This is a genomic window from Enterobacter cloacae complex sp. ECL352, assembly GCF_020149545.1.
GTDB lineage: Bacteria > Pseudomonadota > Gammaproteobacteria > Enterobacterales > Enterobacteriaceae > Enterobacter > Enterobacter asburiae_B.
The window spans coordinates 2,547,193-2,560,359 of sequence record NZ_CP083709.1 but is presented as its reverse complement, the minus strand read 5'-3'; the positions used below and the strand labels follow the sequence as shown (position 1 = coordinate 2,560,359).

Genomic DNA, 13,167 nt, shown 5'->3' with positions numbered 1-13,167 from the left:
ATGTTACGTATTGCCGATAAAGTCTTTGATTCACATCTGTTTACCGGAACCGGAAAATTCGCCTCGCCGCAGCTGATGGTGGATGCCATTCGCGAAAGCGGCAGCCAGCTGGTGACGCTGGCGCTCAAGCGCGTGGATCTGCGCCATCACAGCGATGCCATTCTGGCGCCTTTACTGGAGGCAGGCGTCACGCTGCTGCCCAACACCTCCGGTGCCAAAACGGCCGAAGAGGCGATTTTCGCCGCGCAGCTGGCCCGCGAGGCGCTCGGCACCCGCTGGCTGAAGCTGGAAATTCATCCTGACGCCCGCTGGCTGCTCCCCGACCCCATCGAAACGCTGAAAGCGGCTGAAAAGCTGGTGCAGCAAGGGTTTACCGTCCTGCCTTACTGCGGCGCCGATCCTGTTCTGTGCAAACGGCTGGAAGAGGTCGGCTGCGCCGCCGTCATGCCGCTGGGCGCCCCCATTGGCTCCAACCAGGGGCTTGAAACCCGTGCGATGCTGGAAATCATTATTGAGCAGGCTACCGTGCCGGTGGTGGTTGATGCGGGCATTGGCGTGCCCAGCCATGCCGCGCAGGCGCTGGAGATGGGCGCTGACGCGGTGCTAGTCAACACGGCCATCGCGGTTGCCGACGATCCGGTCATGATGGCGCGTGCGTTCCGCATGGCCGTAGAGGCTGGCCTGCTGGCAAGGGAGTCCGGCCCCGGCTCGCGCAGTTTCCAGGCACAGGCCACCAGCCCGCTGACCGGTTTTCTGGAGGCGATCTCATGAGCACGTTTACCGAGCGCTGGCGGCAGCTTAGCTGGGACGACATTGCCCTGCGCATTAACAGCAAAACGGCGGCTGACGTGGAGCGCGCGCTGCATGCCCGCCATCTGACCCGCGAGGATCTGATGGCACTGCTCTCCCCGGCGGCCAGCGCGTACCTCGAACCGATGGCCCAGCGAGCGCAGCGGCTCACACGCCAGCGTTTTGGCAACACGGTGAGCTTCTACGTGCCGCTCTATCTCTCAAACCTGTGCGCCAATGACTGCACCTACTGCGGTTTTTCCATGAGCAACCGCATCAAACGTAAAACGCTCGATGAAGGTGAGATCGCCCGCGAGTGCGCGGCCATTCGTGAAATGGGCTTTGAACATCTTCTGCTGGTCACGGGCGAGCATCAGGGAAAAGTGGGAATGGACTATTTCCGTCAGCACCTTCCCGCCATTCGTCGTCAGTTTGCGTCGCTGCAGATGGAAGTACAGCCCCTGGCGCAGGAGGAGTACGCGGAGCTCAAAACCCTCGGGCTGGACGGGGTCATGGTCTACCAGGAAACCTATCACGAGGCGACGTACGCCCGGCATCACCTGAAGGGCAAGAAACAGGATTTCTTTTTCCGCCTGGAAACGCCGGACAGGCTGGGTCGCGCGGGGATCGACAAAATCGGTCTGGGCGCGCTGATCGGGCTCTCTGACAGCTGGCGGGTAGATTGTTACATGGTGGCGGAACATTTGCTGTGGCTTCAGCAGCACTACTGGCAGAGCCGTTATTCCATCTCCTTCCCGCGCCTGAGGCCTTGCGCGGGCGGGATTGAACCGGCTTCGCTGATGGATGAACGCCAGCTGGTGCAGGCCATCTGTGCGTTTCGCCTGCTCGCCCCGGAAGTGGAGTTATCACTCTCAACGCGTGAATCCCCGGCGTTTCGCGATCGCGTTATCCCGCTTGCGATTAACAACGTCAGCGCGTTTTCCAAAACGCAGCCTGGCGGCTACGCAGACGATCGCCCGGAGCTGGAGCAATTTGTGCCGCATGACGGACGACGTCCGGAAGCGGTCGCCGCAGCCCTGACGGCGCAGGGTCTTCAGCCTGTCTGGAAAGACTGGGACAGCTGGCTGGGAAGAGCCTCGCAATGACGATGAAACGCGCTGCAACACCATAAAAAATTGTCGAGGCGCGACGAAAAGGCAAAACCGGGTGGTTGTCAGCGATCGTCCGGTTTTTTATTGTCACACGGTCAGCAACGGATGCTGACCAGGGCGAAAAGCTTCTTCCTCGTTTCGCCCTGCCTCTGGTTCATTGCGCACACGGCCGCCAGCAGGTTGAATAAGTATTTTCTTAATGGTTCTTAAGATAAATCATCCCGCCAGAAATCGTGTGTCGTATAATTCACCGCTAACCGCAGGACAGCGACTATGCTGAGAGGATATCGGCAGACGAAAAGTATTCACCATCAGGAACGATGTACAGCTCATGGCACTTCACAGCAAAAAGCTCTCTTTTACCCGGCCAATCATGCTCAGCTTCGCGGGGATCCTCTGCAGTTTTGCGGTGATCGCGATCGCGGTGACGCTTTCGCAACGAAAGGATTTTCTTGAGGATTATCATAAGATAAACAGCAATTTCACGCACAACCTGGCGGTGAACTATACCGAATCTATCCTGCGTGAAAACGACTATATCCTGGGCCGTTCCGCGATGTACTTTGCCCGCGACGACAGGCTAAACGAGACGCTCAACGTCAACCCGACGCAGGGGCTGCAGATGATGATGCATTTGCAAAACCTGATGCCGACCGTGTCCTCCATCTCGCTGGCGGACACGCAGGGGCATTATCTCCGCGCGCCGGAAGTGCTCCCCACGGAGAAGAGTAAAACCTTCGATCCCCGGACGCGGCCGTGGTTTATCGCTCAGGCCGAAGCCAGTATCTTCAGCCACTATACTCGCCCGTACATGGACTATTTCACCGGCCATCCGACGGTCACACTTTATAAACCCTTGATTTCACCCGAAGGAAGACTGAAGGGAACGATCGCGTTTCATCTCGATTTGACGTCAATGGGCTTCACCCTGCGTCAGATGGTGGCGCCCGTCCAGGGAGAATTCTTCGTCGTTGAACGCGACGGCGCCGTTGTGCTTCACCCGGATACAGGCGCGCTCTTCAAACAATACGTGAGCGAAGCGCTGATGGACAAAATGACCAGCGGCGAAGGCCACCTTTACGATAAGAAAAGCAACGCCTGGTACTACTACTACTCGTTTACCAATCCGGACTGGTTTGTCATCTACCGGGTCTCTGGCGAGACGCTCACCGATATCACCCGCCACGAAACAACGATTGTTGGCTGGGGGTTTGCGCTGGCGGCCATTATCATCATCCTCTTCGGCTTATACCTCCGTCACGCCTCGCGTACCGTGCTGATGCACATTATCAATGCCATCAAAACCGGCGACGTCAGCGAAGCGCCGCGCCTGGAAGCGATGCTGAGCCACACTATCCAGTCCAATAAAGAGCGTGAGATGGCCTATGTGCGCCAGGCCACTCACGATGCGCTGACGGGCTGTAAAAACCGCCGCGCGTTCGATAGCGATATCGCGGAGCTGCTGAATGCCCAGCAGCCTTTCGCGCTGGCGCTGGTGGACATCGATAACTTCAAGTCGATTAACGACACGCTGGGCCACCTGACCGGTGATATCGTTCTGCGCAACGTGGCCCGCGAAGGGATCCAGATTATGCAGCCACATCACGTCTCGATTTACCGGTACGGTGGAGAAGAGTTCGCGGTAATCTTCCAGGCTGAGCAGATGACGTCTGCGCTCTCATTGCTGGAAGCCTGGCGTACCGCAGTTGAAAAACGCGTCTGGCGAGAAGAAAACCTGCGGGTTACATTCAGCGGCGGTCTTGGGGAGTGGCATTTTGAACCGCTGGAGCAATTTGTCGGAAGCGTTGATAGCGCCCTCTACAGCGCCAAACAGCAGGGCAAAAACCGCATCAATCGAACGTCCATCAGCTAATCCTCCCACTTTCACCCTGCCCGTTTCCACGGGCCGGGTACCCGACAATGTAAAATTGTAACCGGTTTCAGAAAATCGCCGGTTTCTTTGTGATGCCTGACACACAATCGCGGTAAACCGGTTGTTGAAGCGCTCTGCACGGGATAATTATCAATAAACACATGTAGATCGAGGCTGATTATGAAGAACATCGTTTTATGCTGTGCAGCGGGAATGTCAACCAGCATGCTGGTTCAACGTATGAAAGACGCCGCGCAGAAAAAAGGGGTTGAAGTCACCATTAAAGCCGTTCCGGTTGCGGAGTTTAAAGACAACATCGCGACGGCCGACATCGTATTGCTGGGGCCACAGGTTAAATACGAGCAGGCTAAACTCCAGGCGCAGGCCGAGCCGCTGGGTAAAAAGGTCGCGGTGATCGACATGATGGATTACGGCATGATGAAAGGCGATGCCGTCCTGGAAAAAGCGCTCAAACTTCTGGAGTCATAATGGAAGACTTAGAAACTACGATAATGGAACTGCTGGTCAACGCAGGCGCGGCGCGCAGTGCGGCCCTGACGGCGCTACAGATGGCGCGTAAAGGTGAGTTTGACGAAGCAGAAAAAGCGATGGAAGAGTCGCGCGAATATGTGAAGCATGCGCACACGATCCAGACGCAGCTTATCGGTTTTGACGAAGGGACCGGGAAGCTTCCGGTTAACCTGATCACCGTCCACTCTCAGGATCACCTGATGAACGCGATGGTCATTCAGGATCTGGCGGGCGATATGATTGAGCTTTATCGTCGGATCCCGTTGGTGAACTGATAACCTACAGATGTAAAAAAACCCGCCGAGGCGGGTTTTTTATTGTCGGGTGGCACTGAGCTTACCCGACCTACGAGGCACATGCCCGGTAATGCTCATCACCGGGCATCAACGATTACTCGTTGTCGGAACCGCCCAGACCTGCGTTCAGCAGTTCTGCCAGGCTCGCGGATGCATCTTCAGCAGTTACCTGCGGTGCAGCTGGCAGTTCGCCCGCAGCACGACGACGCATACGATCCTGGTGGTACGCATAACCGGTACCCGCCGGGATCAGACGACCCACGATGACGTTCTCTTTCAGACCGCGCAGTTCATCACGTTTACCTGCAACAGCGGCTTCGGTCAGGACACGAGTCGTTTCCTGGAACGATGCTGCAGAGATGAAGGACTCGGTTGCCAGAGACGCTTTGGTGATACCCAGCAGATCGCGCGAGAAGGTCGCACCGATTTTGCCGTTCGCTTCCAGTTCGCGGTTAGCGATCTTGACGCGTGAGTATTCAACCTGCTCGCCTTCCAGGAACTCGGAGCTGCCTGCGTTTTCGATGGTTGCTTTACGCAGCATCTGACGAACGATAACTTCGATGTGCTTATCGTTAATCTTAACGCCCTGCAGACGGTAAACGTCCTGTACTTCGTTGGTGATGTAACGCGTTACCGCGTGGACGCCACGAAGACGCAGAATGTCGTGCGGAGCTTCTGGACCATCGGAAACCACGTCACCACGTTCTACACGTTCACCTTCGAACACGTTGAGCTGACGCCACTTAGGAATCATCTCTTCGTACGGTTCGCTGCCATCTACTGGAGTGATAACCAGACGGCGTTTCCCTTTGGTCTCTTTACCGAAGGAGATGATACCGCTGATTTCAGCCAGGATTGCAGGCTCTTTCGGACGACGTGCTTCAAACAGGTCCGCAACGCGTGGCAGACCACCGGTGATGTCCTTGGTACCGCTGGATTCCTGTGGAATACGTGCCAGAGCATCACCCGCACCGATCTGAATGCCATCTTCCAGCTGAACGATCGCTTTACCCGGCAGGAAGTACTGCGCAGGCATGTCGGTACCCGGGATCAGAACGTCGTTACCCTGAGCATCAACGATTTTCAGTGCAGGACGCAGATCTTTACCACCGGTAGTACGTTCAGCAGAATCCAGAACCACCAGAGAAGACAGACCGGTCAGCTCGTCGGTCTGACGAGTAATGGTCTGGCCGTCGATCATGTCAGTGAAGCGGATGAAACCACTTACTTCGGTGATAACCGGCATGGTGTGTGGATCCCAGTTTGCAACGGTTTCACCGCCGGCAACCTGCTCGCCATCACCTTTCGCCATAACCGCACCGTAAGGCACTTTATAGCTCTCTTTGGTACGACCGAATTCGTCGATCAGCTTCAGCTCGGTGTTACGAGAGGTCACAACCAGCTTGCCTGCGGAGTTAACAACAGACTTCGCGTTGCTGAGCTTGATGCTACCTTTGTTTTTCACCTGGATGCTGGATTCAGCAGCCGCACGCGATGCCGCACCACCGATGTGGAACGTACGCATCGTCAGCTGTGTACCCGGCTCACCGATGGACTGTGCCGCGATAACGCCGATTGCTTCACCTTTGTTGATGATGTGGCCACGCGCCAGGTCACGACCATAGCAGTGCGCACATACACCAAAGTCAGTGTCACAGGATACAACGGAACGTACTTTCACGGAGTCAACAGAGTTCGCTTCCAGCAGGTCACACCAGTGCTCGTGCAGCAGCGTGTTGCGTGGAACCAGAATGTCTGCAGTACCCGGCTTCAGAATGTCTTCCGCGGTCACACGACCCAGAACGCGATCGCGCAGTGGCTCTTTAACATCACCACCCTCGATAACCGGGGTCATGGTGATACCTTCGAGGGTGCCACAATCGTCTTCGGTCACAACCAGATCCTGCGCAACGTCAACCAGACGACGCGTCAGATAACCGGAGTTCGCAGTTTTCAGTGCGGTATCCGCCAGACCCTTACGAGCACCGTGGGTGGAGATGAAGTACTGGAGTACGTTCAGACCTTCACGGAAGTTCGCGGTGATTGGCGTTTCGATGATGGAGCCATCTGGCTTCGCCATCAGACCACGCATACCTGCCAGCTGACGAATCTGTGCTGCGGAACCACGCGCACCGGAGTCGGCCATCATGTAGATGCTGTTGAAGGAAACCTGCTGCTCTTCTACGCCGTCACGGTTAATCACGGTTTCGGTCTGCAGGTTATCCATCATCGCTTTGGATACACGATCGTTCGCCGCTGCCCAGATATCGATAACTTTGTTATAGCGTTCGCCCGCGGTAACCAGACCAGACTGGAACTGCTCCTGGATCTCAGCAACTTCGGCTTCCGCTTCAGAGATGATCTCGTGTTTCTTCTCTGGGATGACCATGTCATCGATACCAACAGATGCACCTGAACGCGCTGCATAAGCAAAGCCGGTATACATTGTCTGGTCAGCGAAGATAACGGTCGGCTTCAGACCCAGAATGCGGTAACAGGTGTTCAGCATTTTGGAGATCGCTTTCTTGCCCAGCGCCTGGTTGACGATGGAGAAAGGCAGACCTTTCGGTACGATCATCCACAGAATAGCACGGCCAACGGTCGTGTCTTTCAGGCTGGTTTTCGCAACGAATTCGCCGTTTTCATCTTTTTCGTATTCGGTGATACGCACTTTAACGCGCGCATGCAGAGAGGCCAGGCCAGCGCGATAAATACGCTCAGCTTCTTTCGGGCCAGTCAGCACCATGCCTTCGCCTTTGGCGTTAACACAGTCACGGGTCATGTAGTACAGACCCAATACAACGTCCTGAGAAGGAACGATGATAGGTTCACCGTTCGCTGGGGACAGGATGTTGTTGGTAGACATCATCAGCGCACGCGCTTCGAGCTGGGCTTCCAGCGTCAGCGGTACGTGAACAGCCATCTGGTCACCATCGAAGTCGGCGTTATATGCCGCACAAACCAGCGGGTGCAGCTGGATAGCTTTACCTTCGATCAGGACTGGCTCAAATGCCTGGATACCCAAACGGTGCAGAGTTGGTGCACGGTTCAGCAGTACCGGGTGTTCGCGGATAACTTCGTCCAGGATATCCCAAACGACAGCTTCTTCACGCTCAACCATTTTCTTAGCGGCTTTGATGGTGGTGGCCAGGCCACGCAGTTCCAGCTTGCCGTAGATGAACGGTTTGAACAGCTCCAGTGCCATTTTCTTCGGCAGACCGCACTGATGCAGACGCAGGTATGGACCTACGGTGATTACAGAACGACCGGAGTAGTCAACACGCTTACCGAGCAGGTTCTGACGGAAACGACCCTGTTTACCTTTGATCATGTCGGCCAAAGATTTCAGAGGACGTTTGTTAGAACCGGTGATCGCACGACCGCGACGACCGTTATCCAGCAGGGCGTCAACCGCTTCCTGCAGCATACGTTTTTCGTTGCGTACGATGATGTCCGGCGCAGCCAGATCCAGCAGACGTTTCAGACGGTTGTTACGGTTGATAACGCGACGATACAGATCGTTCAGATCGGACGTTGCGAAACGACCACCATCCAGCGGAACCAGTGGACGCAGATCTGGCGGCAGAACCGGCAGAACGGTCAGGATCATCCACTCTGGTTTGTTACCAGACTGAACGAACGCTTCCAGCAGTTTGATACGCTTGGTCAGCTTTTTACGTTTGGTTTCGGAGTTGGTTTCGTTCAGCTCTTCACGCAGCTGCTCGCACTCTTGCTCCAGATCCATGCTCTTCAGCAGGGCCTGAATAGCTTCCGCACCCATCTTCGCATCGAATTCGTCACCGAACTCTTCCAGCGCGTCCAGATACTGCTCTTCAGTCAGGATCTGATGACGTTCCAGGTTCGTCATCCCGCCTTCGATAACCACATAAGATTCGAAGTACAGAACACGTTCGATATCGCGCAGCGGCATATCCAGCAGCAGACCGATACGGGACGGCAGAGATTTCAGGAACCAGATGTGAGCGGTCGGAGACGCCAGCTCGATGTGGCCCATGCGCTCACGACGCACTTTGGTCTGGGTCACTTCAACGCCGCACTTCTCACAGATCACACCACGGTGTTTCAGGCGCTTGTACTTACCGCACAGGCACTCGTAATCTTTTACTGGCCCGAAAATACGCGCACAGAAAAGGCCGTCACGCTCAGGTTTGAACGTACGGTAGTTGATGGTTTCCGGCTTTTTAACTTCACCGAAAGACCATGAACGGATCATGTCTGGCGAAGCCAGAGCAATTTTGATCGCATCAAACTCTTCGGTTTTAGTCTGCGCTTTCAGAAACTTTAATAAATCTTTCACGGATTTGCTCCCGTCGGAGTTAGCACAATCTGGTGCCGGGGGTTAACCCGGCACCAGTGACCTGTTTGAGCGAGAATTACTCGTCTTCCAGTTCGATGTTGATACCCAGCGAACGAATCTCTTTCAACAGTACGTTGAAGGATTCTGGCATGCCCGGCTCCATCTGATGGTTGCCGTCCACGATGTTTTTATACATCTTGGTACGACCGTTCACGTCATCAGACTTAACGGTGAGCATTTCCTGCAGGGTGTATGCCGCGCCGTATGCTTCCAGCGCCCACACTTCCATCTCCCCGAAGCGCTGACCACCGAACTGTGCCTTACCACCCAGCGGCTGCTGAGTAACCAGGCTATAAGAACCGGTAGAACGAGCGTGCATCTTGTCGTCGACCAGGTGGTTCAGTTTCAGCATGTACATGTAACCTACGGTTACCGGACGCTCGAACTGTTCACCGGTACGGCCGTCAAACAGCGTAATCTGACCAGACGTTGGCAGACCACCCAGTTGCAGCAGCTCTTTAATTTCAGCTTCTTTCGCACCATCGAAGACCGGCGTTGCGATTGGCATACCTTTTTTCAGGTTCTCAGCCAGACGCAGTACTTCTTCATCGCTGAAGGTATTCAGGTCGACTTTCTGACGCACGTCAGTACCCAGATCGTAGGCACGCTGGATGAATTCGCGCAGTTTCGCGACTTCTTCCTGCTGCTTCAGCATGGCGTTAATCTTGTCGCCAATACCTTTCGCAGCCATACCCAGGTGAGTTTCCAGGATCTGACCGATGTTCATACGAGACGGTACGCCCAGCGGGTTCAGTACGATATCTACCGGCGTACCGTTAGCATCGTGCGGCATATCTTCGATCGGGTTGATCTTAGAGATAACACCCTTGTTACCGTGACGACCTGCCATCTTATCACCAGGCTGGATCTGACGCTTAACGGCCAGATACACCTTAACAATCTTCAGCACGCCTGGTGCCAGATCGTCGCCCTGAGTGATTTTGCGGCGTTTCGCTTCGAGTTTTTTCTCGAACTCGTGTTTCAGTTCGTCATACTGCTCAGCCAGCTGTTCCAGCTGATTTTGTTTCTCTTCGTCGGTCAGGCCCAGTTCCAGCCAGCGATCGCGTGGCAGTTTGTCGAGCTTCTCAGCTTCAACGCCACCGGCAACCAGCACCGCATAGATACGGCTGAACAGACCCGCTTCGAGGATCTGCAGTTCTTCAGACAGGTCTTTCTTAGCCTGTTTGAGCTGCATCTCTTCGATTTCCAGCGCACGCTTATCTTTCTCAACGCCGTCACGGGTGAAGACCTGAACGTCGATAACCGTACCGGAAACACCGTTTGGTACGCGCAGAGAAGAGTCTTTAACGTCAGACGCTTTCTCACCGAAGATTGCACGCAGCAGTTTCTCTTCTGGCGTCAGCTGGGTTTCACCTTTCGGTGTAACCTTACCAACCAGAATGTCGCCGCCGGTCACTTCCGCACCGATGTAAACGATACCGGATTCATCCAGTTTGGAGAGCGCAGCTTCACCCACGTTAGGGATGTCAGCGGTGATCTCTTCTGGCCCCAGCTTGGTGTCACGGGACACACATGCCAGTTCCTGAATGTGGATGGTGGTGAAACGATCTTCCTGAACCACACGCTCGGAGACGAGGATGGAGTCTTCGAAGTTGTAACCGTTCCACGGCATGAACGCTACGCGCATGTTCTGACCGAGCGCCAGTTCACCGAGGTCGGTGGACGGACCGTCTGCCAGCACGTCGCCGCGCTCAACTGGCTCACCCAGAGATACGCAAGGCATCTGGTTGATACAGGTGTTCTGGTTAGAACGGGTGTATTTGGTCAGGTTATAAATGTCGATACCAGCTTCGCCCGGATACATCTCGTCTTCGTTAACTTTGATAACGATACGGGATGCATCGACGTACTGAACAGTACCGCCACGTTTAGCAACCGCAGTAACACCGGAGTCAACGGCAACAGCACGTTCCATACCGGTACCAACCAGCGGCTTATCAGCGCGCAGAGTTGGAACGGCCTGACGTTGCATGTTCGCACCCATCAATGCACGGTTGGCGTCATCGTGCTCCAGGAACGGGATCAGGGACGCACCGACGGATACCACCTGCTGGGTGGATACGTCCATGTAGTCAACCTGGTCGCGGCTGAACAAGCTGGATTCGCCTTTGCTACGGCAGGTAACCAGATCTTCTACAAAGTGGCCTTCGTCATCCAGGTTGGAGTTCGCCTGAGCGATAACGTAGTTGCCTTCTTCGATAGCAGACAGGTAGTGAATTTCGTCGGTTACAACACCGTCTGTCACTTTACGGTACGGGGTCTCGAGGAAACCGTATTCGTTAGTCTGTGCGTACACGGACAGGGAGTTGATCAGACCGATGTTTGGACCTTCAGGCGTTTCGATTGGACATACGCGACCGTAGTGCGTCGGGTGTACGTCTCGAACTTCAAAGCCTGCGCGTTCACGGGTCAGACCGCCTGGGCCGAGTGCAGAGATACGACGTTTGTGCGTAATCTCAGACAGCGGGTTGTTCTGGTCCATGAACTGAGACAGCTGGCTTGAACCGAAGAACTCTTTCACTGCTGCAGAAATCGGTTTGGCGTTGATCATATCCTGAGGCATCAGGGTATCCAGATCGCCCAGAGACAGACGCTCTTTCACCGCACGCTCTACACGTACCAGGCCAACGCGGAATTGGTTTTCCGCCATTTCGCCTACGGAACGGATACGACGGTTGCCGAGGTGGTCGATATCGTCCACTTCGCCTTTACCGTTACGGATATCGATGAGCTTCTTCATCACTTCGATGATGTCGTCTTTGCTCAGGATACCGGAACCTTCGATTTCGTCGCGCAGCAGAGAACGGTTGAACTTCATACGACCAACCGCGGACAGATCGTAGCGGTCTTCGGAGAAGAACAGGTTCTCGAACAGGCTTTCCGCCGCTTCGCGAGTTGGTGGCTCACCAGGACGCATCATGCGGTAGATTTCTACCAGCGCGCTCAGACGATCGGTGGTTGGGTCGACGCGAATAGTTTCAGAAATATACGCGCCGTGGTCCAGATCGTTGGTGAACAGCGTTTCGATACGTTTGTGACCAGACTGGCTCAGCTTAGCCAGCAGATCCAGGCTCAGCTCCATGTTCGCTGGGCAGATCAGCTCACCCGTTGACTCATCAACGTAATCTTTCGCGGCTACTTTTCCTGCAATGTACTCAACCGGAACTTCGATGAGTTTGATATCATCTTTTTCCAGCTGGCGGATGTGGCGCGCGGTGATACGGCGACCTTTTTCCACATACACTTTGCCGTCGGCTTCGATGTCGAACGACGCGGTCTCGCCACGCAGACGTTCCGGCACCAGCTCCATCTGCAGCTTGTTGTCGCGGATTTCAAAGATCACTTTCTCAAAGAACAGGTCCAGGATCTGTTCAGTGGTGTATTGCAGCGCACGCAGAATGATGGTTGCAGGCAGCTTACGACGACGGTCGATACGGACAAACAGGTTGTCTTTCGGATCGAACTCGAAGTCCAGCCATGAACCACGGTAAGGAATGATGCGTGCGTTATACAGTACTTTACCGGAAGAGTGTGTTTTACCTTTATCGCTGTCGAAGAAGACGCCCGGGCTACGGTGCAGCTGGGAAACGATAACACGCTCAGTACCGTTGATAACAAAAGTACCGTTGTCTGTCATGAGTGGAATTTCACCCATGTAGACTTCTTGTTCTTTAATGTCTTTTACGGTGCCTTCCGGCGCTTCGCGCTCGTAGATCACCAGACGCAGTTTTACGCGCAGCGGTGCGGAATAGGTCACGCCACGGATCTGACATTCCTGAACGTCAAACACCGGTTCGCCAAGGCGGTAGCTGACGTACTGCAGCTCGGAGTTACCGCTGTAGCTCTGAATCGGGAACACGGAGCGGAAGGCTGCTTCCAGACCGTACTGCCCTTCAGGATCTTGCTCGATAAACTTCTGGAACGAGTCAAGCTGGATAGAAAGGAGATATGGAATGTCCAGAACTTGTGGACGTTTACCAAAATCCTTACGAATACGTTTTTTCTCGGTATAGGAGTAAACCATAGGGTTCCTCAGCTCGCTGACAAGTCGACCCATCTGTCCGACGAAGGGACAGTTTGTGCAACACCATTTTGTGGACCGGAAAATTGAATACTTTCCGCAATACCTGTTGCTATCACGCTTAAATCATTTCGTCGCGATTTACA

7 protein-coding genes are annotated in these 13,167 nt (G+C 54.7%); 5 read left to right on the top strand and 2 right to left on the bottom strand.

All coding sequences use genetic code 11. The features are described 5' to 3' along the window. The 5 genes from thiG to LBF07_RS12445 all read left to right on the top strand — a co-directional run bounded on the left by thiG (position 1) and on the right by LBF07_RS12445 (position 4,580). Positions 1–771: a thiazole synthase gene (gene thiG, locus LBF07_RS12465; RefSeq protein WP_023334103.1), complete on the top strand. Its 771-nt coding sequence runs from the start codon at positions 1–3 to the stop codon at positions 769–771. Further along, positions 768–1,895: a 2-iminoacetate synthase ThiH gene (thiH, locus tag LBF07_RS12460; protein WP_094935700.1), complete on the top strand. Its 1,128-nt coding sequence runs from the start codon at positions 768–770 to the stop codon at positions 1,893–1,895. The genes thiG and thiH overlap by 4 nt, the downstream gene beginning before the upstream one ends. 337 nt (positions 1,896–2,232) lie before the next feature. Continuing rightward, the gene (locus LBF07_RS12455) at positions 2,233–3,774 is read left to right on the top strand and encodes a sensor domain-containing diguanylate cyclase (RefSeq protein WP_047059532.1); all 1,542 of its coding nucleotides are present in this window, start codon (positions 2,233–2,235) and stop codon (positions 3,772–3,774) included. 180 nt (positions 3,775–3,954) lie between these two features. After that, positions 3,955–4,263 carry a PTS sugar transporter subunit IIB gene (locus LBF07_RS12450; protein WP_023334100.1) on the top strand — a complete coding sequence of 103 codons (309 nt, stop codon included), beginning with the start codon at positions 3,955–3,957 and terminating at the stop codon, positions 4,261–4,263. Then, positions 4,263–4,580 (top strand): PTS lactose/cellobiose transporter subunit IIA, encoded by a 318-nt coding sequence (locus LBF07_RS12445; protein ID WP_033146992.1) that lies wholly within the window; start codon positions 4,263–4,265, stop codon positions 4,578–4,580. Before LBF07_RS12450 ends, LBF07_RS12445 begins: the two co-directional genes overlap by 1 nt. Positions 4,581–4,695: 115 nt before the next feature. On the opposite strand, the gene rpoC is transcribed toward LBF07_RS12445, so the two are convergent. Continuing rightward, a complete protein-coding gene (gene rpoC / locus LBF07_RS12440; RefSeq protein WP_023309968.1) occupies positions 4,696–8,919 on the bottom strand; it encodes a DNA-directed RNA polymerase subunit beta' in 4,224 nt (1,407 codons plus the stop codon). Positions 8,920–8,995: 76 nt separating this feature from the next. Next, positions 8,996–13,024, bottom strand: a complete 4,029-nt coding sequence (gene rpoB, locus LBF07_RS12435) for a DNA-directed RNA polymerase subunit beta (protein ID WP_023334099.1) — start codon at positions 13,022–13,024, stop codon at positions 8,996–8,998. Positions 13,025–13,167: the final 143 nt, after the last annotated feature.

Bases quoted from the DNA above. Each gene is read 5' to 3' on its own strand.
- LBF07_RS12455 (WP_047059532.1), top strand. From the start codon at position 2,233: ATGGCACTTCACAGCAAAAAGCTCTCTTTTACCCGGCCAATCATGCTC.
- thiH (WP_094935700.1), top strand. From the start codon at position 768: ATGAGCACGTTTACCGAGCGCTGGCGGCAGCTTAGCTGGGACGACATT.
- thiG (WP_023334103.1), top strand. From the start codon at position 1: ATGTTACGTATTGCCGATAAAGTCTTTGATTCACATCTGTTTACCGGA.
- rpoB (WP_023334099.1), bottom strand. From the start codon at position 13,024: ATGGTTTACTCCTATACCGAGAAAAAACGTATTCGTAAGGATTTTGGT.
- LBF07_RS12445 (WP_033146992.1), top strand. From the start codon at position 4,263: ATGGAAGACTTAGAAACTACGATAATGGAACTGCTGGTCAACGCAGGC.
- LBF07_RS12450 (WP_023334100.1), top strand. From the start codon at position 3,955: ATGAAGAACATCGTTTTATGCTGTGCAGCGGGAATGTCAACCAGCATG.